Below are 20,922 nucleotides of genomic sequence, written 5' to 3'. Positions count from 1 at the left end.
ATGCTCTCGCGCATCTTCGTCGACCGGCCGATCTTCGCCTGGGTCATCGCCATCATCATCATGCTGGCGGGCCTGGGCGCCATCCGGTTTCTGCCGGTCGCCCAGTATCCCGACGTCGCGCCGCCGCAGGTCTCCGTCCGCGCCACCTATCCCGGCGCCTCGGCCGAGACGATCCAGAACAGCGTCACCCAGGTCCTCGAGCAGTCCCTGACCGGGATCGACGGCCTGCTCTATTTCAGCTCCTCGTCCACCTCGCGCGGGCAGGTCACGATCACCGTCACCTTCGACAAGGGCGTCGATCCCGACATCGCCCAGGTGCAGGTGCAGAACCAGGTTCAGCAGGCCGTTTCCCGCCTCCCGACCCAGGTGCAGCAGCAGGGGCTCGTGGTCAGGAAATCCAATCCCGACAACCTGCTGATCGTCGGGGTCTATGACGAGACCGACCGGATGACCAACCGGGACGTTTCCGACTATCTGGTCTCCAACCTCCAGGACCCGATCTCACGGCTGAAGGGGGTCGGCGACACCAACGTCTTCGGCTCCCAGTACGCGATGCGCATCTGGCTCAACCCCGACCGGCTGGCCAGCTACCAGCTGACGCCGGGCGACGTCGTGAGCGCCATCCAGAACCAGAACACCGAGGTCGCAGCCGGCGAGATCGGCGGCCAGCCGCAGCCGGACTCGCAGATGCTGAACGCGACCGTGACCGCCCAGTCGCGGCTGCAGACGCCCGAGCAGTTCGCCAAGATCGTCCTGAAGAGCCAGTCCAACGGCGCCGCCGTCATGCTGTCCGACGTCGCGCGGGTCGAGCTCGGCTCCGAAAACTACAACGCCCGCAGCCGGGTGAATCAGCACCCCGGCGCCGGCCTGGCGATCCTGCTGGCCCCGGGCGCCGACGCCCTGAAGACCGCCGACCTGGTCAAGGCGAGGGTCGAGGAGCTCTCGAAGGAGTTTCCGCCCGGCCTGACCTTCGCCTACGCCAACGACACCACCGACTTCATCAAGCTGTCGATCATCGAGGTGGTGAAGACGCTGGCCGAAGCCATCGTCCTCGTCGTCATCGTGATGTTCGTATTCCTGCAGAGCTGGCGCGCGACCCTGGTGCCGGCCATCGCGGTCCCCGTGGTCCTGCTGGGGACGTTCGCCGTGCTGTACGTCGCCGGCTTCTCGATCAACACCATGACCCTGTTCGGCCTGGTGCTGGCCATCGGCCTGCTGGTCGACGACGCCATCGTGGTGGTCGAGAACGTCGAGCGGCTGATGGAGGAAGACCCTGAGCTCAGCCCGCGCGAAGCCACCATCCGCTCGATGGACGAGATCACCATGGCGCTGGTCGCCATCGCCCTGGTGCTGTCGGCGGTGTTCCTGCCGATGGCCTTCTTCGGCGGCTCGACGGGGGTGATCTACCGGCAGTTCTCGCTGACGATCATCTCGGCCATGCTGCTGTCGGTGTTCGTCGCCCTGACGCTGAGCCCGGCCATCACCGCCAACCTGCTGAAGCGCAAGCGCGACGCGCACGAGATCCACGACGGCTGGTTCGGCCGCCGCTTTCCGGCCGCGGCCAGCCTGATCCATCGCGGCTCCAAGAGCTTCAATACCGGGTTCGACCGCATGGCCGACGCCTACCGGCGCACGGTGCGCGCGATCCTGGGCCGCCGCGTCCTGGCGCTCGGCGTCTACAGCGTGATCGTGGCGCTGCTCTGCGTGCTGTTCATCCGGCTTCCGACCGGCTTCCTGCCGACCGAAGACCAGGGCGCCGCGAGCGTCCAGTTCCAGCTCCCGGCCGGAGCCACCCAGGCTCGGACGGTCGAAGTCCAACGCCAGGTCGAGAACTATTTCCGCGAGCATGAGGACGCCAACGTCCGCACCATGTTCACAGTCAGCGGCGGCGGCGGCGGGGCCAGCGGCCAGAACACCGGCCAGGGCTTCCTCAACTTCGTCGACTGGTCCGAGCGCAACGGCAAGGACAACACCGCCGACGCCGTCGTCGCCCGCGCCTCGGCCGCCTTCCAGAACTTCCGCGACGCCCGAGTCTTCGCGCTGATCCCGCCCGCCATCCGCGGCCTCGGCCAATCCGACGGCTTCACCATGGAGCTGCAGAACGCCAGCGGCATGTCCCAGGCCGACTTCAACGCCGCCCGCGACAAGCTGTTGGAAGCCGCCCGCCGTGATCCCGCCCTGGCCTCGGTCCGCCTGACCGAACTGCCCGACATCGCGACGCTGAAGATCGACATGGACGCGCGAAAACTGGCCGCCCTCGGCCTCAGCCAGGCCGACGTCAACGCCACCCTGTCCACTGCCTGGGGCGGGCGCTACGTCAACGACTTCGTCGACCGCGGCCGGGTCAAGCGCGTCTACGTCCAGGGCGACGCGCCCTATCGCGCCGATCCGTCAAATCTCGAAGAGTGGTACGTGCGCGGTTCGAACGGCCAGATGGCGCCGTTCTCGTCCTTCGCCAGCATTTCCTGGTCGCAGGCGCCGACGACGCTGTCGCGGTTCAACGGCATCCCGTCCTACGAATTCCAGGGCTCGGCCGCGCCCGGCGGCAGCTCGGGCCAGGCCATGGCCGCGATCGAGAAGCTGGCCGCCGACATCCCCGGCACCAGCATCGCGTGGTCGGGCCTCTCCTTCCAGGAGCGGCTGTCCTCGGGCCAGGCGCCGATCCTCTACGGGCTTTCGCTGCTCGTCGTGTTCCTCTGCCTGGCGGCGCTCTACGAGAGCTGGTCGATCCCGTTGGCCGTGCTGCTCGTGGTCCCGCTCGGACTGGTCGGCGCTGTGATGGCAGTCACGCTGCGCGGCCTGATCAACGACGTCTATCTCCAGATCGGCCTGCTCACGACCATGGGGCTGGCGGCCAAGAACGCCATCCTGATCGTCGAGTTCGCCGAGCAGGCCGAGAGGCGCGGGGCGTCCGCCATCGAGGCGGTGATCCAGGCCGCACGCACCCGGCTGCGGCCGATCCTGATGACCAGCCTGGCCTTCATCTTCGGCGTCCTGCCGCTCGCCATCTCGACCGGCGCCGGCGCCAACAGCCGCATCGCGATCGGGACCGCGGTCATCGGCGGCATGCTGACCGCGACCATCCTGGCGATCTTCTACATCCCGCTGTTCTTCGTGATGGTCCGGCAAGGCTTCCGCGCGATGCGCAAGGGCCGAGGCGACTCCAACGAACTGGAGCCTGCATGAGACGCGCGCTCGTCCTCCTGGCCGGCCTGAGCCTCGCCGGGTGCTCCCTGGCCCCGCGCTATGAGCAGCCGCAACTGCCCACGCCCACGTCATGGCCGGCCGGCGATCCCTACCTGACGCAAAGCGAAGCCGAGCTGCCGAAGATCGGCTATCGCGATGTGTTCGCCGACCCGCGACTGCAGACGCTGATGGTTCAGGCCCTGGCCAACAACCGCGACCTGCGGGCGGCCAGCGCCAACATCCTGGCGGCGCGGGCCCAGTACCGCATCCAGCGCGCCGAGCGCCTCCCCCAGGTCGATGTCGCCGGCCGCTACACCCGAACCGGCGGCGGCTCGGCCCCCAACGTCGAGGCCTACACCGCTCAGGTCGGCGTCACCGCCTTCGAACTCGACCTGTTCGGCCGCGTGCGCTCGCTCAGCGACGCGGCGCTCAACCGCTACTTCGCCACCGAGGCGGCCGCCCGCGCCACCCGCCTGACCCTGCTCGGCGACGTCGCCGAGGTCTGGCTCACCTATGGCGCCGATGCCAGCCGCCTGAAGATCGCCCAGGACACCGCCGTCAGCGCCGAAAGCAGCGTCAAGCTGACCCGGGCCAGACTGCAGGGCGGCGTCGCCCCGCGCACGGATCTGCGCCAGGCCGAGACCGTACTCGCCGCCGCCCAGGCCGATGTCGCCTCGCTGCGCACGGCGCTGGCCCAGGACATCAACGCCCTGCAGCTGCTGCTGGGATCGCCAGTCGACCAAAGCCTGCTGCCGTCCTCGATCCAGGACGCCAGCCAAGGCTTGAAGACCCTGCCCGTCGGCCTGCCGTCTGACGTGCTGCTGCGACGGCCGGACGTGCTGCAGGCCGAATACGGCCTGCGCGCCGCCAACGCCGAGATCGGTGCCGCGCGGGCGGCGCTGTTCCCGACCATCTCGCTGACCGGCGCGCTCGGCTACGCCAGCCCCGCGCTCTCGTCGTTGTTCAACGACGGGACGTTCACCCGCTCGTTCACCCCGTCTGTGACGCTTCCGATCTTCCGGGCCGGGGCCGGCGTCGCCGGGGTGGCCGCCTCCGAAGCCCAGCGCGACGCGGCGCTGGCCGCGTACGAAAAGGCCATTCAGTCCGGCTTCCGCGAAACCGCCGACGCCCTGGCGCGGCAAGGCACGCTCGCCGAGGAACTCGCCGCCACCCGGACCCAGCTCGACGCGGCCCAGGACACCATGACCCTCACCGAGGCCCGCTATCGCGGCGGCGTCGACACCTTCCTCGCCAGCCTGGTCTCCCAGCGCTCCCTGTTCACCGCCCAGAGCGCCTACGTCGCCAGCCAACTCGCGGCCGCCGTCAACCGCGTCGACCTCTACCGAGCGGTCGGGGCCGCAGACGAGGCTGAAACTACGCGCTGATCACCGGCAGTCCGTCGACTGCTCGCGCATCGCCGCAGTGCTGCAAAGATGCGAGCAGATGCTATGGGGTCGCCCGCATACTGCTGCGATCCAATTCAACACGAGACAGTCTGGCGATGATTCAACCTGGTGCGGCCTTCAAGGAAAACCTTCTGCAACTGCCGCCGATCGATGGCGTGCAACGCATCGACCTCGTGGACGCGAACGGGAACGTGGTCGCCAGCATCGAGAACCAGCCGGGCAAGCAAGGCTCGTTGGCGGTCTATCAATACCTGAACCAGTCCTTCGGCGGGCTGGACGCGAAGGCCGCCGAACATGGCCTGGCCGTCTTCGGCGAACATACGGCCGATGCGCGCAGCCGGCCGGGCGCGCACCCCAACATCGACCGCCTGATCGAGATCGCCGCCGGCGGCGATCGGCTGACCATTGAGGTCGTCGCCAGCGGCGGCTGACCGCGCTGAGCGGTTCGGTCGCAGCGGCCGCGTAACGAGGATCGCTTGAGCCGATCCCGCCGCGGGCGTATGAGGGCGCAAATCGATGCGAACGACTCGCATTCGTATTTGCACTTCAGCTGGAGAGACCCTTTGCGCCGCCTTGTCTCCGCGCTCGCCGAGCCCCTCCGGTCCTGATGGCCGCCGCCGTCAAAGCCGGCGCGGCCTATCGGCTGGCGGTCGCCTGGCGCGCCCTCCTATCGGTGGTCGCCAACTACGGCCTCTGCGCGCTGGCCGCCACGGCGCTGGCCCGGCTGCTGCCGCTGGCCGGCATGAGCCGCGTCGAGGCGGCGGTCACCGCGACCCTGATCACGGTTCTGGCCATGCCGGTGGTCCCGATCTTCGTCTTCGCGGCCAAGAGCGCCTGGAAGCCGACCCTGGTCATGACCTGCCTCGCCGCGGCTCTGTGGGCGGGCGCATGGCTGGCGGGAGCGCCGGCATGAAGGGCGGCCTGCGCGCATCGACCAGCTGGCTGCACACCTGGACCGGCCTGATCTGCGGCTGGCTGGTGTTCGCCATCTTCGCCACCGGGACGGCGACTGTGTTCCGGCACGAGATCGAGGCCTGGACCCGGCCCTCGCTCAGCGCCGACCCCGATCCCGCGGCCGGCCTGCAACGGGCCTACGACTATCTGCTGACCGCCGCCCCCCAGGCGACGCTGTTCGGCGTCCAGGCGCCGAGCCGCCAGGAACGCGACATGCAGACCTACTGGTCCAATCTCGACGGGAGCTTCGGTCAGGCCGAACTCGACCCGGCCACCGGCGCGCCGGTCGCCGACCCGCCGACCGGCGGCGGCGAGATGTTCTACCGTTTCCACTTCGAACTGATGGCCCCCTACCCGTTCGGACGCCTGGCCGCCTGCCTGGCGGCGGTGTTCTTCGTGAGCGCCGTGATCAGCGGGGTCATCACCCACAAGCGGATCTTCTCGGACTTCTTCACCTTCCGGCCGGAGAAAGGCGGCCAGCGCGCCTGGCTGGACGGCCACAACGTGCTGGGCGTCCTGGCCTTGCCGTTCCACCTGTTCGTCGCCCTGACCGGGATCGTCACCCTGGCCACGACCTTCATGCCGTTCGGCATGGTCGGCGGCTATGGCAAGGACCTGGCCGCCTTCTACGCCGACAGCGCTCCTGAGACCCGCAGCATCCCAGAGCGCGCCGGCAAGCCGGCCGTCATGGCCCCGCTCGGCCCGATGATCGCCGCCGCCGAGCGCCAGCTGGGCGGCGAGGTGCTGCGTCTCACCGTCAACAATCCCGGAGACGCCTCGGCCCGCGTGACCCTGCATCGCGACAACGAAGGCCGGCTGAGCCGCCCGGCGGTCGCCGCGGTCTTCGACGGAGTCACCGGCAAGCTGCTGGTGTCCTCGCCGCCGCCGGGCCCGGCCATGGCGACCAGCGATCTGCTCTACGGCCTGCATATGGCCGAGTTCGCCGGCCCGGCCCTGCGCTGGCTCTACTTCTTCGCCGGGCTGTCCGGCTGCGGCCTGATCGCCTCGGGCCTGGTGCTCTGGACGGTCTCGCGCCGCCGCAAGCTGCCCGATCCGGCGAGGTCCTATTTCGGCTTCCGGCTGGTCGAGGTGATGAACGTCGGCGCGGTCATGGGCCTGCCGCTGGCCATCGCCGGCTTCTTCTGGGCCGACCGGCTGCTGCCGGCGGGCCTGGCCGAGCGGCCGGCGGTCGAGGGCCGGATCTTCCTGGCCACGATCGCCGCGACCATCGCCTACAGCGCCCTGCGCCCGCAGAAGCGCGCCTGGGCCGAGACCGCCGGGCTCGCCGCCTTCGCCTTCGCCGCCATCCCGCTGCTCTCGGCGGCGACCGGCGGACGCAACCTGGCCGCCAGCGCAGCGGCCGGCGACTGGGCCATGGTCGCCCTCGACCTCACCCTGGTCGCCCTGGGCGGCGGCTTCCTGTTCATGGCCCGCCGGGCGAGCCGCGTCGTCGCGCCGGCCCCGCGCCGGGCGGCTAGAGCCGCAGCGGAGTAGCGTCATGGAACTGCTCGGCCTCGCCAGCGCCCCGCTCGCCTTCGCGGCCTTAATCTGCGCGGCGCTGTCGATGGACCGCCACCACCGCCAGGCGACCGGCCACGCCTGTCCGCCCGCCCGTCGATCGCGGCTGCGGCTGGCCAGCAAGGCGCTGTTCGTGCTGGCCTTCCTGCTCGGGGTGATGGGCGGCGGCGTCGGCATCGTCGCCGGCGTGCTCGGCGCGGCCCTGGCGGCGGGGGTCGTGGTGACGACCCTGACCGTCCGGCCGGCCCTGCTGGCGCGGCTGCTCGCCCCCCGCGCCTAGGGTCGGGCCGCGCCGCGGAGCAAAGCCGCGGCGCGGTCTCGGCGTCAGCCCCCGGCCAGCTGCGCCTTACGCTCGCGGCGGCGGCGGGTCAGGACGTGCTCGGTGTAGCCGTTCGGCTGCACCCGGCCTTCGAACACCAGTTCCAGCGCCGCCTGGTAGGCGATGCTGGCGTCCGGGTTCGAGCTCATGGCCTGATAGGCCGCGTCGTTGGCGTTCTGGCCGTCGACCACCTTGGCCATCCGGCCGAAGGTCTCGCGCACCTGCTCCTCGGTGCAGACCCCGTGGTGCAGCCAGTTGGCCATGTGCTGGCTGGAGATCCGCAGAGTGGCGCGGTCTTCCATCAGCCCGACGTCGTGGATGTCCGGCACCTTCGAGCAGCCGACGCCCTGGTCGATCCAGCGCACCACGTAGCCGAGGATGCCCTGGGCGTTGTTGTCCAGTTCCTGCTGGATGTCGGCGGCGTTCCAGTTGGACTTGGCCAGCGGCGGGGTCAGCAGATCGTCGGTGCCGGTCTTGGTCGCCGACTTGAGCATCGAGGCCTGCAGCGCCGGGACGTCGACCTCGTGATAGTGCAGCGCGTGCAGCACGGCGGCGGTCGGCGACGGCACCCAGGCGGTGTTGGCGCCGGCCTTGGGGTGGCCGACCTTGGCGGCCAGCATGTCCTTCATCATGTCGGGCGCCGCCCACATGCCCTTGCCGATCTGGGCGCGGCCCGGGAAGCCCGTGGCCAGGCCGATCTCGACGTTGCGCTTCTCATAGGCCGGCAGCCAGGCCTCGGCCTTGATGGCGTCCTTGCGGACCACCGGGCCCGCTTCCATCGCCGTGTGGATCTCGTCGCCCGTGCGGTCGAGGAAGCCGGTGTTGATGAACACGATCCGCTCGCGCGCGGCGTGGATGCAGGCGGCCAGGTTGGCGCTGGTGCGGCGCTCCTCGTCCATGATGCCCAGCTTCACGGTGTTGCGTTCCAGGCCCAGGGCGTCCTCGACCATGTCGAACAGACGCACGGCCAGCGCCACCTCGTCGGGGCCGTGCATCTTCGGCTTCACGACATAGACCGAGCCGGCCGTGCTGTTGCGGCGCGCGCCCTTCAGGTCGTGCAGGGCGGCGGCGACGGTGACCAAGGCGTCGACCACGGTCTCGAACACCGGCTGGCCGTTGAAGGTCGCCACGTCGGTCAGCATGTGGTGGCCGACATTGCGCACCAGCATCAGGCTGCGGCCGCGCAGGGTGAGCGCGCCGCGGGACACGGCGGTGTAGGTGCGGTCTTCGTCCAGGCGGCGGGTCTCGGTCTGACCGCCCTTGGCGAAGGTCGCGGTCAGGTCGCCGCGCATCAGGCCCAGCCAGTTGCGGTAGACGTTGGTCTTGTCCTCGGCGTCGACGGCGGCGACCGAGTCCTCGCAGTCCTGGATCGCGGTCAGCGCCGCTTCGACCAGCACGTCGGCGACGCCCGCGGCGTCGTCCTTGCCGATGTTGTGCTCGCGGTCGATCAGGATCTCGAGATGCAGGCTGTTGTGGGTCAGCAGCACGCCGGCCGGCGCGGCCGCCTCGCCCCGATAGCCCGCGAACTGGGCCGGGTTCGCCAGCGCGACCTCACTGCCGTCCTTCAGGCGCACGACCAGGTTCTGCCCCGCCACCACATAGGCCGCGGCGTCGGCGTGGGAACCGGCGGCCAGCGGCGCGGCGCGGTCCAGGAAGCCGCGGGCGAAAGCCACCACCTTGGCCCCGCGCACCGGGTCATAGCCCTTGCCGCCGGTCGGCGGCTCGAGCGCGTCGGTGCCGTAGAGGGCGTCGTAGAGGCTGCCCCACCGCGCGTTGGCGGCGTTGAGCGCGAAGCGGCCGTTCGAGACCGGCACCACCAGCTGCGGGCCCGCGATCGAGGCGATCTCCGGGTCGACGTTCTGGGTGTCGATCTGGAAGGCGTCGGGCTCAGGCAGCAGGTAGCCGATCTCGCGCAGGAAGGCGGTCTCTTCGGCGACGTCCAGCGGCTTGCCGCGGCGCTCGCGCCACCAGCCGTCGATCTGGGCCTGCAGGTCGTCGCGGCGCTGCAGCAGCGCCGCGTTGCGCGGAGTGAAGTCGGCCAGCACGTTTTCCAGCGCGGCCCAGAACGCGTCGGACGCTACGCCCGTGCCGGGCAGAAGCTCGCCCTCCACGAAAGCGTGCAGCATATCGTCGACCGTGAGGGATTTGCTGATGTTCATGCGACTCGTGTCCCCAACTAAAGCGTCCCTGGGCTTCGCCGCAGTGCAGCGAGCCGGACCATTCCGGCGCTTTACTGCACGGAAGCGCGCCGGTTTGAAGCGTTTTGTTCGCGAGGGGCGACGCTTTGGGGCGTCAGGGGCAGAATTTGCCTTAAGCGTCCGAGAAGCCGAACGGCGCGCTCGTGCGGCGGATGTCGTCGGCCAGGATCTGGCGGCCGATTGGCGGGGCCGAGCGGGCGGTGCACTCGGTGCGATGGCAGAGCCGGCAGGTGACCCCGATCGGCGTGGCGCTCTCCGGCCCAGGCCGGTCCTGGGTGTAGATCAGCCGGTGCGCATGCTCGGCCGAGCAGCCCAGCGCGATGGCCCGCTCGACCCTCGGGGTGCCGAACGCGCCGCCTCCCGCCGTGACGGTTCGGGCGATCGAGAAGAACCGCTCGCCGTCCGGCAGCTCCAGCCACTGGGTGACGATCTCGCGCGGGGTCTTGAACGCCTGGTGCACCGACCATAGCGGGCAGCCGCCGCCGTGGCGGGCGAACGGAAACCCCGCCCCATCCAGGCGCTTGGAGACGTTGCCGGCCGGGTCGACGCGGATGAAGAAGAACGGCACCCGCTCGTGGCCGGGCTTCTGCAGGGTGGTCAGCCGGTGGGCGGTCTGCTCGAAGCTGGCCCCGAACTGGCGGCCCAGCGCCTCGACGTCGTAGCGCCGCGCCTCCACGGCCTTGGCGAAGGCGGTGTAGGGCATCAGGATCGCGGCGGCCGCATAGCTGGCCAGCGCCCGGCGGGTCAGCCGCTCGCCGCTCTCGCTGGCGAAGGTCCCTTCGGCGGCGACCGCGTCGACGTCGTCGCGCATCTCCAGATAGGCCAGTTGCAGGGCCAGCTGGAACACCTGGCTGGCGGTGTCGAGCGAGTCGTCGAGCAGCAGTTCCTTGCGGTGCCAGTCGAGCCGCCGGATCGAGCCGACCATGAAGTTGGATGGGATCCGGCGAACCCGCAGATTGTGCCGCGCCTTCAGATAGGCCGCGATGCTGTCGTGGGCGGCGACCTGCTGGGCCAGTCGCTCAGCTGCGTCGTCCAGCACCGGAAACGAGTTTCGCCGCGCGGCCAGGAACCGCCGGGACTCGGCGACCGGATCGGCCGCGTCCGGCCCTTGGGCGGCGTCGCCCGCCGGGCCCTCGGCGCTGCGGTCGGCCAGGGCCAGCTGTTCTTCCTTGTAGGACGTGTAGAGCCGCAACAGCGCCTCGGTGATGCCCGGGAAGTTGGTGGTGACGTCGGTGCTCTCCAGCGTCGGCAGGTCGATGTCGCCGAACATCGGGTCCTTCAGCACCGCCTGCAGCCGCGCCGCGTCGTCCGACCCGCCGTCGCCGGCCAGGGTCGCCATGTCCATCTTGTAGGTCTGCGACAGCCGCAGCAGCATCTCGGCGCTGAGCGGCCGGTGATTGCGCTCGAGCAGCGCGATGTACGAGGGCGAGACCTCGAGGTCCGCGGCCATGTCCGCCTGGGTCAGCCCATGGTCCCGGCGCAGGCGGCGCAGGCTCGGCCCGACATAGAGGCGACGTTCGGCGGCCATTTCTTACTCCGGCGATTGTCGAGACATTACAGCATTACAGAGATCGGCCGTAAAGTCTTACATCCGCACCTCGCAGCGACTCCACAGGCTGCGGCGGCCGTCCTAGGTGACCGTCCAACACCGGGTCCAGTTCCCCGGGCGGAGCGGAAGAGGCACATGTCCTACCAAGACCACATCATCGAGATGAGCCAGCTCATCAAAAGCAAGAACGGCACCTGGGACGGCATCAACGCCGAATCCGTGGCCCGCATGCGTCTGCAGAACCGCTTCAAGACCGGCCTGGAGATCGCCAAGTACAACGCCGCGATCATGCGCCGCGACATGGCGGCCTACGACCTGGACGCCGGCAAGTACACCCAGTCGCTGGGCTGCTGGCACGGCTTCATCGGCCAGCAGAAGCTGATCTCGATCAAGAAGCACTTCGGCAACACCGACCGCCGCTACCTCTACCTGTCGGGCTGGATGGTCGCCGCCCTGCGTTCGGAATTCGGCCCGCTGCCGGACCAGTCGATGCACGAGAAGACCTCGGTCCCGGCTCTGATCGAAGAGCTCTACACCTTCCTGCGTCAGGCCGACGCCCGTGAAATGGGCGGCATGTTCCGTGATCTCGACGCCGCGCGCGCCGCTGGCGACAAGAAGCGCGAGCAGGAACTGATCGACGCGGTCGACAACTACCAGACCCACGTCGTTCCGGTGATCGCCGACATCGACGCCGGTTTCGGCAACGCCGAAGCCACCTACCTGCTGGCCAAGAAGATGATCGAAGCGGGCGCCTGCGCCCTGCAGATCGAAAACCAGGTCTCGGACGAAAAGCAGTGCGGTCACCAGGACGGTAAGGTCACCGTTCCGCACGAAGACTTCCTCGCCAAGGTCCGCGCCTGCCGCTACGCCTTCCTCGAGCTGGGCGTCGACGACGGCATCATCGTCACCCGCACCGACTCGCTGGGCGCCGGCCTGACCAAGCAGATCGCCGTCAGCCACACCCCGGGCGACCTGGGCGACCAGTACAACAGCTTCCTGGATTGCGAAGAGATCGCCGCCGCCGACCTGAAGAACGGCGACGTCATCATCAACCGCGAAGGCAAGCTGCTGCGTCCGAAGCGTCTGCCGTCGAACCTGTTCCAGTTCCGCGAAGGCACCGGTGAAGACCGCTGCGTCCTGGACTCGATCACCTCGCTGCAGAACGGCGCCGACCTGCTGTGGATCGAAACCGAAAAGCCGCACGTCGAGCAGATCGCCGGCATGATGGACCGCGTCCGCGAAGTCATCCCGAACGCCAAGCTGGTCTACAACAACAGCCCGTCGTTCAACTGGACCCTGAACTTCCGTCAGCAAGTGTACGACGCGTGGAAGACCGCCGGTAAGGACGTCTCGTCCTATGACCGCAACGGCCTGATGAGCGTGGACTACGACGCCACCGAACTGGCGGCCGAAGCCGACGAACGCATCCGCACCTTCCAGGCGGACGGCGCCAAGCGCGCGGGCATCTTCCACCACCTGATCACCCTGCCGACCTACCACACCGCGGCCCTGTCGACCGACAACCTGGCCAAGGAGTACTTCGGTTCGCAAGGCATGCTGGGCTACGTGAAGGGCGTCCAGCGCAAGGAGATCCGCGAAGGGATCGCCTGCGTGAAGCACCAGAACATGTCCGGCTCGGATCTGGGCGACGACCACAAGGAATACTTCGCCGGCGAAGCCGCGCTGAAGGCCGGCGGCGCCCACAACACGATGAACCAGTTCGCCTAAGCGAGCCTCATCGACCGACAAGGGAACGGCCCGGAGCTCGCGCTCCGGGCCGTTTTCTTTGGCGCACCGCGCGGGGGCGCGCGCGAACTTCATTCTCAACTAAGGCATTTGGGCGTTTAATTCGCCGGCAGGCATCGCTGTGCTGGAAAGTGGTCTCGGATGTCCAGGATCAGACGTATCGCGCGCAAGGTCAGGAACCGCCTGGCGACGGCGGGCCGCCGCGCGCTTGGCCTGCCTGCCGGACCGGCGATCCTGATGTATCACCGCGTCAACGAGCCCGGTTACGATCCCTGGGAGCTGGCGGTCACGCCGGCCCACTTCGATGAACAGCTCGCCTGGCTCAAGCGCCGCCGCACGGTGCTGCCGCTGATCGAGTTCGCGGAGCGCCACGCCCGCGGCGACCTGCCGCGTGACGCGGTCGCCATCACCTTCGACGACGGCTACGCCTGCAATGGGCTCAACGCCGCGCCGCTGCTGGCCGCCCACGGCCTGCCGGCCACCGTCTTCCTGGCCACCAGCGCGATCTCGGCCGACCATGAATACTGGTGGGACGATCTGGAGCGCATCGTCGTCGGCGCGCCGGTCGCAGCCATGGATATCGAGATCGAAGGCCAACGCCATGCGTTCGACCTCGGTCCGGCCGGCGACCTTCACGCCCCCAACCCCCTACGCCAGGCCGCCTACAAGGCGCTTTGGCAGGCGATGCGCCTGCTCGACCCGGTCGAGCGCCGGGCGCTGCTGGCCGATCTCGCTCTTCGCCACGGCATGCCGGCGGCTGGCCGGTCCAGCCATCGCAGCATGACCCGCCAGGAGATCCAGACCCTGGCCGCCGAAGGCGTGATCAGCTTCGGGGCGCACTCGGTGAACCACCCGGCGCTCAGCGAGCTCAGCCGCGAGGAACAGCGCACCGAAATCGAGACCAGCCGTGAGGTCTGCGCCGAGCTGCTGGGCGCGACGCCGTCGACCTTCGCCTATCCGTTCGGCGACTACAGCGACGTGACCGTGGACGTGGTGCGCGAGGCGGGGTTCGCCGTCGCCGTCACCACCGACGCCGACGTGGTGCGCAAGGGCGCCAACCACCTGCGCCTGCCACGGCTGCAGGTCGGCGACTGGCCGGCCCGGCGGTTGAGCGCGGCGCTCAGCGCCTAGGCGCCGCGGCGCGCCTTGATGGTGATGATCACCGGGTAGCGGTCGTCGACCACGTCGAGCTTGCGCTTGCTGACCTCCTGGTGGGCGAGGCCCTGCAGGAAGGTCGTGGCCGCATAGGCGTTGCCGAAGGTCTCGATCTCGATGTTCTCGGGTCCGAAGACATCGCCGAACAGCCGCGTGGCCGCCAGCGTCGTCAGCGACCAGTACCAGGTCGCGCCCCATTCATCCTCGGCCACCGGACTGATGCCCGGCACCGTCACCAGCGCCACACCGCCCGGCTTCAGCCCGCGGCGCATGCCCTCGACCGCCGCCTTCATGTCGTAGATCAGGTGCAGCGTCTGGGTCAGCACGATGCAGTCCAGCCCCGCCTCGGGCAGCACGCCCGGCACGGAGATGTCGCCGACGATCGTCGCTTCCGGATTGCCGGGATTGATGTGCAGCACTTCCTGCTGGGTGATCTGCGCGCCCCCGAAGCGGCGGCAATAGGCGGCGTCGCCGATCTCCAGCGCCCGTCCGCGGATTTCGCCGGACTGCCGGGCCAGGAAGTTTTCGATGTAGTATCGATCGACCGGCGTGCCGCGATCGTAGCCGAATTCCCGGCTCACCGGTTCTGTGCTGAGGAACCTCAAGAACAGGCCAGCCCCGATACGGCGGTCGATTTTCGACATCAAGGCATGGCGCCGGCGGCTGTCGGTCAACACAGCATTCCTCAAAAGCGGCGGGGAAAGTTCAAATAGCGAAGCAGCAATTGACTATCGCGCTTCAATATTAACACTCCCTAAGCATCGGCCATGGTCAATGCCTTGGCAACTGGAGTCTTGATGTGGACGCCCGGTCCGGCCAATGCTCGGGAACCGCGAAGGAGTTCGTAACGACATGGCTGACAGCGCCGTAGTCCCGAACCATGAGGCGCCCGCCCCGCACCTGCTGCGGGAGACGGTCGTGCGCCCGACCAGCGGCTGGCGCTCGCTCAATCTCGGCGAACTGTTCCTCTATCGCGACCTGCTGATGTTCCTCGTCTGGCGCGACCTCAAGGTTCGCTACCAGCAGACCATCCTCGGGAGCGCCTGGGCGATCATCCAGCCCCTGGCGACCATGGTCGTCTTCACCGTCGTGTTCGGAAAGCTCGCCAAGCTGCCCTCCGACGGTGTTCCCTATCCGCTGTTCAGCTTCACCGCCCTGGTGATCTGGACCTATTTCAGCCAGGCGGTGACCGGCGCCGTGAACAGCCTGATCGGCAACACCCAGCTGATCGAGAAGGTCTACTTCCCGCGCCTGATCCTGCCGATCGCCGCGGTGGTCCGCGGCCTGGCCGACCTGGCGATTTCCTTCGGCTTTCTCATCGCGATGCTGGCCTTCTACGGCGTCTGGCCGACCTGGAAAGTCGTGTTCGTCGTTCCCTTCACCCTGCTGGCCATCATCGCCACCGTCGGCGTCGGCGCGGGGCTGGCGGCGATCAACGTCCGGTTCCGCGACGTGCGCCAGATGATGCCGCTGCTGGTCCAGCTCTGGATGTTCGCCACCCCGGTCGCCTATCCGGCCAGCATGGCGCCGGAGAAGTGGCGCGTCCTGCTCGGCCTCAACCCGATGACCGGCGTCGTCGAGGGCTATCGATGGGCCATGCTGAACACCGGCCCCTTCCCGTTTGATCTTGTCGCCCTGTCCACCGCCAGCGCGCTGGTCATGCTGATCATTGGCCTCTTCGTCTTCCGACGGATCGAGAGCAGCTTCGCGGACATCATATGAAGAACGAGCGGCCATGGGCGATTAAGGTCGACGACCTCACCAAGCGCTATCGCTTGGGCGGGGCCGGCTCGACGAACCTGCGCCAGACGATCTCGCAGGGCGTCCGGCGCCTCCCTGACCTTCTGCGCGGCGAACAACGCCCGCGGCCGGAGGACTTCTGGGCGCTGAAGGGGGTCTCCTTCGATATCAAGCGCGGCGAAATCGTCGGCGTCGTCGGCAAGAACGGGGCCGGCAAGAGCACGCTGCTGAAAATCCTGTCGCAGATCACCGAGCCGACCTCCGGCGAGGTGCGATTCCGTGGCCACGTCGGCTCGCTGCTCGAAGTCGGAACCGGCTTCCATCCGGAGCTCTCCGGCCGCGACAACGTCTTTCTAAACGGCGCCATCCTGGGCATGTCGCGCCAGCAGATCGGCCGCCGGTTCGACGAGATCGTCGCCTTCGCCGAGGTCGCCGACTTCATCGACACCCCGGTCAAGCGCTACTCCAGCGGCATGTACACGCGCCTCGCCTTCGCGGTGGCCGCGCACCTGGAGACCGACATCCTGCTGATCGACGAAGTCCTCGCCGTCGGCGACATCGGCTTCCAGCAGAAGTGCCTGGCGCGCATGGGCGAGATGGCGCACGACGGCCGCACCGTGCTGTTCGTCAGCCACAACATCACCGCCATCCAGTCGCTCTGCCCCCGCGCCATCCTGCTGCAGGGCGGCAAGGTCGCCGCCGACGGCCGCACGCACGACGTCCTGAACGCCTATCTCCGGGCCGGCGCCGAGGGCCCCTCCGGCGTCCGCATCTGGGCGCCCGAGGACGCCCCGACCGGCGGGTCGGCCAAGATCCATGCGATCCAGGCGATCTCGTTCGACGCCGACCGCCAGCATCACGTCGACATCCACACTCCGTTCCAGATCGCGTTCGACTACGAGTGGACCGGCGGCTCGCAGCCATTGCGTTTCGACATCCGGGTCCTCAACCGCAGCGGCGTCGTGGTCTTCTTCATCAGCAGCTCGAAGTCGACCTGGGCCCAGACCCCGGGACGCCACCGGATCAGCTGCTTGATCCCCGCCGACCTGCTGAACGCCGACGAGTACCGGCTTCACGTCACCCTGCTCCAGGGCGGCGAGGAGGTGCTCGACCTGCCCGACGCCATGACCTTCGAAGTGCTCGACAGCGACCGCGACCGCGACGGCTGGTACGGCGAATGGGAAGGCGTCCTGCGTCCCCGGTTCGAATGGCGCGCCGAGGCTGCGCCGGCCGTCGTCGCCTGACCCCGCCGGCCCGCCGACGGTGAACAGCCCGCTTACCAGCGACCTCATCGGTCCCGGCGTCGCGACGCCCGGCGTCAGCCACCGCCCGCTGTCGGCCGAACCAGATCCGGCGACGGCCATGACCGTCTTCTGGGACCAGGGCCTGCCGATCGCCCAGGCGCTGACCGGCAGCGACGGCGTCACGCGCCGCACGCAACCGACCGCGCGGACCGCCCCTCCGCGGCTGTCGCCCCAGTCGCCGTCGGTGAGCGTGGTCATCTGCACGCGCGACCGGCCGGAAGAACTTCGCCGCTGCCTGGCCTCGCTGCCGGCCCAGACCCTGCGTCCGCTGGAGGTGATCGTCGTCGACAACGCCTCAGCCGGCGACGCGACGCGCACCGCCGCCCAGGACGCCGGCGTCGTCTATGTCCGCGAGGACCGGCCGGGCCTCGACTATGCCCGCAACACCGGCGCGACGACCGCCCGCGGCGAGATCGTCGCCTATACCGACGACGACGTGCTGCTGCATCCAAACTGGCTCCAGAACCTGGTCGCCGCCTTTGACACGGCGCAGATCGGCGCCGTCACAGGACTGGTGCTGCCGGCCGAACTGGCGACTCCGGCCCAGCTGCATTTCGAGACCTACTGGAGCTTTGCGCGCGGCTACGCGCCGAAGGACTACACGCCAGAGGCCTTCAAGGCCGAGCGGCGGGCCTTTCCCGCTTGGGACATCGGCGCCGGCGCCAGCATGGCCTTCCGCCGCGAGGTGTTCGCCAAGGCCGGATTGTTCGACGAACGGCTTGATGTCGGCCGCGCCGGCTGCTCCGGCGACTCCGAATTCTGGCACCGGCTGCTCGCCCACGGTTACGTCTGCCGCTACGAGCCGTCCTCGGTCGCCTTCCACTATCATCGGAACTCCGACGAGGGCCTGGCCCGCCAACTGTTCAGCTACATGCGCGGCCACTCCGCCGCGCTGCTGGTCCAGTTCGAACGCAACCGCCGGCTGGGCGACCTGCGGCGCGCCTTCGTCAGCCTGCCGGTGCGCTATGGACGCCGGGCGCTGCGCCGCTCCCAGCCGCGTGACCGCTTCCTCGACCTGGAGGTTCGCGGCTACCTCTCGGGCCTGCGCTTCTATCTGACCGGATCGCGCCGCAACTAGCGGCCGACCATGCCGCGCACCGACCGCCGGACGGCGCGGCGCGCGCGCACGGCCGCCTCCGAGGCTCGCCGCGTCGCCAACGCGATACGGTCGCCGGGCCCCAGCGGCCACTCGGGCAGATCGTAGGGCGCGAAGGCCAACCGGAAGGCGCGCTCGGTCTGCGGCGTCATCAGGCCATGTTCCCGGGCATGTTCCGCCGCCCAGTTCAGGAACGCGATCCGCGCCGCATGCGGCCGATAGCGGTCATAGTCGCCGCCCTCGGCGGCCTTGTTCGACGTCGAGTCGGGATGCTGGCGATAGCGCGACTGGAACTGGTCGGCGACATAGACCGGATAGCGCAGCAGCAACTTGGCCCAGAGGCTCTGGTCCTCATAGAGCGCGAACTGCTCCTCGAAGCCGCCGACCTCCTCGAGGGCCGAGCGGCGGATCAGGACCGCGCACGTGCAGGGCACGTCGCCCTGCTGGCCCAGCAGCACGGCATTGAACAACGCAGGCGCCGGATGCGCCCGTCCAGCGAAGCGACGCATGGTCTCGGTCCAGGTGCGGGGGTTCTCGCCTTCCCACCACCAGAGCGTCGGCCCGTACACCCACGCTGCCTGCGGCGCGCGCTCCAGCATGGCCAGTTCGAAGGCAAGCTTCGTCGGCTCGAACAGGTCGTCGGCGTCCAGGAAGGCGATGAACCGCCCGCGCGCGGCGTCCATGCCGCGGTTGCGCGCGGCGGCCGCCCCGCGTCGGGCTGGATCGGGCGCAATGACTCGGATGCGGCCGTCGGCGGCGGCCGCCGCCGCGGCCATCTGCGGGCTGGCGTCGCTGGACCCGTCGTCCACCAACAGCAGTTCCCAGTCGCCGAAGGTCTGGGCCTGCACCGAAGCGATCGCCTGCTCGATATAGGCTTCGGCGTTCAGGAACGGCGTGATCACCGACACCTCGGCCATCAGCGGGGCGCCTTTCCAAGCAGGCGCCTGACCAGGTTCTTGGCCATCCTCAGCCGCAGCTCGGCGATCGTTTCCCGCACGGCCAGGCGCGCCTGCGGGTCCGCCTTCTGCGCCGTCAGGTAGCGCGACAGCCAGCCGAGATAGCGCAACCGCGCCCGGTCGTCGGCGCCCGCCGCAGCGGACTCGGCGGTCGCGCTCTGCGGATGCTGCCGATACTTGAACCACACCGCATCGCCGACATAGGTCGGCGCGGCCAGCAGCGCCTTGGCGTAGAACACCTGGTCCTCGAACATGCCCTTGAAGGCCGCCTCGAAGCCGCCGACCCCGTCGACCAGCGACTTGCGGAGCAACGAACCGCTCGAGGTGGGCGTCTGGTAGACGTTCTTCAGTTGCAGGTGAAACAGGTGCGGCGGCCGGTAGAGCTGATCAGGCTCCACGCCGAGATCGTAGACGAAATCCGCTTCGGCGGCGTCGGGCCGCCAGGCGTGCCAGATCAGCGCCCGCCCATAGACCATCCCGGCCTCAGGCTGCTGGTCCAGGATCGCCACCTGCTCGGCCAGCTTGCCAGGCGCCCAGACGTCGTCGGCGTCGAGGAACGCGACCAGTTCGCCCTTGGCGTGGGCCAGGCCCAGATTACGCGTCGCGCTCATGCCGCGGTTGACGCCGCCTGGATGGCGCAACAGCTGTACGCGCTGCGGATACGCATCCACGTAGCTTTGGGTCAGCTCGCGGCTGCCGTCGCTCGATCCATCGTCGACCACCAGCAGTTCGAAGTCGGGCCAGCTCTGCGCCAGTACGCTGTCGATCGCTTCCGCCAGATAGGTCTCGCCGTTGTAGACGATGATGATGACGCTGACCCTAGGCGGGGCCATGCGGACCTCCGGCCCGCTGCGCGCGGCGGCGGCGGAACGCCGAGCGGGCCGAGCGCAGCCGTTCGCGCGTGTTGGAGATCGCCATCCGGGCGGCGCTGGCTGGAAGGGCGCGCGGCGCGATTTGCGTGATCCCGATCGCCTGCCGCATCAGCGGCCCAAGCCCGGCCGGCTTACGGTTGGCCAGCAGGTTCATCAGCCAGGTGTCGGAGTAGAAGCGGATCCAGCGCGCCTCGCCGTCGTTGACGGCGGCCCGCCACTCGGGTCGCTCGTCGGCCGCGCTCCGATAGCGGCGCACGACGCCGAGCACCGAGCGCAGCATCATCGCGCTGTCGCGCGACATGTTCTGATCATGCTGCCAGTACTCGGCCATCATCTCGGGCCGGGCGGCGATCGCGTAGTTGCGCGACATGCGCAGATAGGTGTCGTAGTCCTCACAGGCGCGCAGCGAGGCGTCGAACGCCCCCACCGCTTCCAGCCGGTCGGCGCGATACATCACCGTCGCATGCATGCCGATGCAGTTGCAGCGCAGGAATGTCGCGAACGGGTCCTCGCCCGGCGGGAACAGGGTCACGGGCGTGATCTGCCGGGTGACGGCGTCGACATAGCAGTATGAGCCGTAGACCATGCCGCAGTCGGGATGCTGCGCGAACAGTTCCAGCTGCTTGGCCAGCGCGTCGGGCATCAACTGGTCGTCCGCGTCGAGGAAGACGAGGTACTCGCTGCTGGCCGCGCGCATGCCGGTGTTGCGCGCCGCCGACAGGCCCTGGTTCTCCTGGCGGATCAGCTTCACCGACGGATAGGCGGCCGTGACCGCGGCGGGGTCGTCGCGCGAGCCGTCGTCGACGACGATGATTTCCTTCGGCGGCGCGGTCTGGCCGAGCGCGCTCTCGATCGCCGCGGCCAGATAATGCGCGTGATTATAGGTCGGTATGATCACCGCTACGCTGGCTGACATCGCCCCA

The 20,922-nt window shown here is 69.0% G+C and carries 17 protein-coding genes; 11 read left to right on the top strand and 6 right to left on the bottom strand.

What is annotated here, in order from left to right; all coding sequences use genetic code 11:
- The 6 genes from ACSQ2H_RS04310 to ACSQ2H_RS04285 all read left to right on the top strand — a co-directional run bounded on the left by ACSQ2H_RS04310 (position 1) and on the right by ACSQ2H_RS04285 (position 7,344).
- Positions 1–3,186, top strand: a complete 3,186-nt coding sequence (locus ACSQ2H_RS04310; protein ID WP_436060224.1) for a multidrug efflux RND transporter permease subunit — start codon at positions 1–3, stop codon at positions 3,184–3,186.
- Positions 3,183–4,571, top strand: coding sequence for an efflux transporter outer membrane subunit (locus tag ACSQ2H_RS04305; RefSeq protein ID WP_436060223.1), 1,389 nt, complete (start codon positions 3,183–3,185; stop codon positions 4,569–4,571). The genes ACSQ2H_RS04310 and ACSQ2H_RS04305 overlap by 4 nt, the downstream gene beginning before the upstream one ends.
- A gap of 116 nt (positions 4,572–4,687) precedes the next feature.
- Positions 4,688–5,023: a DUF2322 family protein gene (locus ACSQ2H_RS04300; RefSeq protein WP_436060222.1), complete on the top strand. Its 336-nt coding sequence runs from the start codon at positions 4,688–4,690 to the stop codon at positions 5,021–5,023.
- Positions 5,024–5,199: 176 nt separating this feature from the next.
- Positions 5,200–5,505 (top strand): hypothetical protein, encoded by a 306-nt coding sequence (locus tag ACSQ2H_RS04295; RefSeq protein WP_436060221.1) that lies wholly within the window; start codon positions 5,200–5,202, stop codon positions 5,503–5,505.
- Positions 5,481–7,040 carry a PepSY-associated TM helix domain-containing protein gene (locus ACSQ2H_RS04290; protein ID WP_436060220.1) on the top strand — a complete coding sequence of 520 codons (1,560 nt, stop codon included), beginning with the start codon at positions 5,481–5,483 and terminating at the stop codon, positions 7,038–7,040. Before ACSQ2H_RS04295 ends, ACSQ2H_RS04290 begins: the two co-directional genes overlap by 25 nt.
- A gap of 4 nt (positions 7,041–7,044) precedes the next feature.
- The gene (locus ACSQ2H_RS04285; protein WP_436060219.1) at positions 7,045–7,344 is read left to right on the top strand and encodes a DUF3325 family protein; all 300 of its coding nucleotides are present in this window, start codon (positions 7,045–7,047) and stop codon (positions 7,342–7,344) included.
- A 44-nt stretch (positions 7,345–7,388) separates the two neighbouring features.
- Here ACSQ2H_RS04285 and ACSQ2H_RS04280 read toward each other — a convergent pair whose 3' ends face one another.
- Entirely contained in the window at positions 7,389–9,542 is a 2,154-nt protein-coding gene (locus tag ACSQ2H_RS04280) for a malate synthase G (RefSeq protein ID WP_436060218.1), read from the bottom strand.
- 151 nt (positions 9,543–9,693) lie between these two features.
- Positions 9,694–11,109, bottom strand: a complete 1,416-nt coding sequence (locus ACSQ2H_RS04275) for a helix-turn-helix domain-containing protein (RefSeq protein WP_436060217.1) — start codon at positions 11,107–11,109, stop codon at positions 9,694–9,696.
- Between the two features lie 156 nt (positions 11,110–11,265).
- On the opposite strand from ACSQ2H_RS04275, the gene ACSQ2H_RS04270 reads away from it, so the two are divergent.
- A complete protein-coding gene (locus tag ACSQ2H_RS04270; RefSeq protein ID WP_436060216.1) occupies positions 11,266–12,858 on the top strand; it encodes an isocitrate lyase in 1,593 nt (530 codons plus the stop codon).
- A gap of 159 nt (positions 12,859–13,017) precedes the next feature.
- The gene (locus ACSQ2H_RS04265; RefSeq protein ID WP_436060215.1) at positions 13,018–14,007 is read left to right on the top strand and encodes a polysaccharide deacetylase family protein; all 990 of its coding nucleotides are present in this window, start codon (positions 13,018–13,020) and stop codon (positions 14,005–14,007) included.
- On the opposite strand, the gene ACSQ2H_RS04260 is transcribed toward ACSQ2H_RS04265, so the two are convergent.
- On the bottom strand, positions 14,004–14,675 hold the full coding sequence (locus tag ACSQ2H_RS04260; RefSeq protein WP_436060214.1) for a methyltransferase domain-containing protein: 672 nt from the start codon (positions 14,673–14,675) through the stop codon (positions 14,004–14,006). The genes ACSQ2H_RS04265 and ACSQ2H_RS04260 overlap by 4 nt on opposite strands.
- A 208-nt stretch (positions 14,676–14,883) precedes the next feature.
- On the opposite strand from ACSQ2H_RS04260, the gene ACSQ2H_RS04255 reads away from it, so the two are divergent.
- Genes ACSQ2H_RS04255 through ACSQ2H_RS04245 form a run of 3 tightly spaced genes read left to right on the top strand, consistent with a single transcriptional unit; the run spans position 14,884 to position 18,153 of the window.
- Positions 14,884–15,753: an ABC transporter permease gene (locus ACSQ2H_RS04255; protein WP_436060213.1), complete on the top strand. Its 870-nt coding sequence runs from the start codon at positions 14,884–14,886 to the stop codon at positions 15,751–15,753.
- A complete protein-coding gene (locus ACSQ2H_RS04250) occupies positions 15,750–17,015 on the top strand; it encodes an ABC transporter ATP-binding protein (protein ID WP_436060212.1) in 1,266 nt (421 codons plus the stop codon). The genes ACSQ2H_RS04255 and ACSQ2H_RS04250 overlap by 4 nt, the downstream gene beginning before the upstream one ends.
- Positions 17,016–17,034: 19 nt before the next feature.
- Positions 17,035–18,153, top strand: coding sequence for a glycosyltransferase (locus ACSQ2H_RS04245; protein WP_436060211.1), 1,119 nt, complete (start codon positions 17,035–17,037; stop codon positions 18,151–18,153).
- Here the strand turns inward: ACSQ2H_RS04245 and ACSQ2H_RS04240 are convergent.
- Genes ACSQ2H_RS04240 through ACSQ2H_RS04230 form a run of 3 tightly spaced genes read right to left on the bottom strand, consistent with a single transcriptional unit; the run spans position 18,150 to position 20,915 of the window.
- Complete coding sequence (locus tag ACSQ2H_RS04240; protein ID WP_436060210.1) at positions 18,150–19,088, bottom strand: glycosyltransferase family 2 protein; 939 nt, start codon at positions 19,086–19,088, stop codon at positions 18,150–18,152. The two genes, ACSQ2H_RS04245 and ACSQ2H_RS04240, sit on opposite strands and share 4 nt — an antisense overlap.
- Positions 19,088–19,960, bottom strand: coding sequence for a glycosyltransferase family 2 protein (locus tag ACSQ2H_RS04235; RefSeq protein ID WP_436060209.1), 873 nt, complete (start codon positions 19,958–19,960; stop codon positions 19,088–19,090). The genes ACSQ2H_RS04240 and ACSQ2H_RS04235 overlap by 1 nt, the downstream gene beginning before the upstream one ends.
- Complete coding sequence (locus ACSQ2H_RS04230; RefSeq protein WP_436060208.1) at positions 19,947–20,915, bottom strand: glycosyltransferase family 2 protein; 969 nt, start codon at positions 20,913–20,915, stop codon at positions 19,947–19,949. The genes ACSQ2H_RS04235 and ACSQ2H_RS04230 overlap by 14 nt, the downstream gene beginning before the upstream one ends.
- Between the last annotated feature and the right edge of the window lie 7 nt (positions 20,916–20,922).

Origin of the sequence: Phenylobacterium sp. LjRoot97 (assembly GCF_964254345.1) — a bacterium.
In the GTDB taxonomy this organism is placed as follows: domain Bacteria; phylum Pseudomonadota; class Alphaproteobacteria; order Caulobacterales; family Caulobacteraceae; genus Phenylobacterium.
The sequence above is the reverse complement of the archived record's forward strand: the minus strand, read 5'-3'. Positions and strand labels throughout refer to the sequence as shown.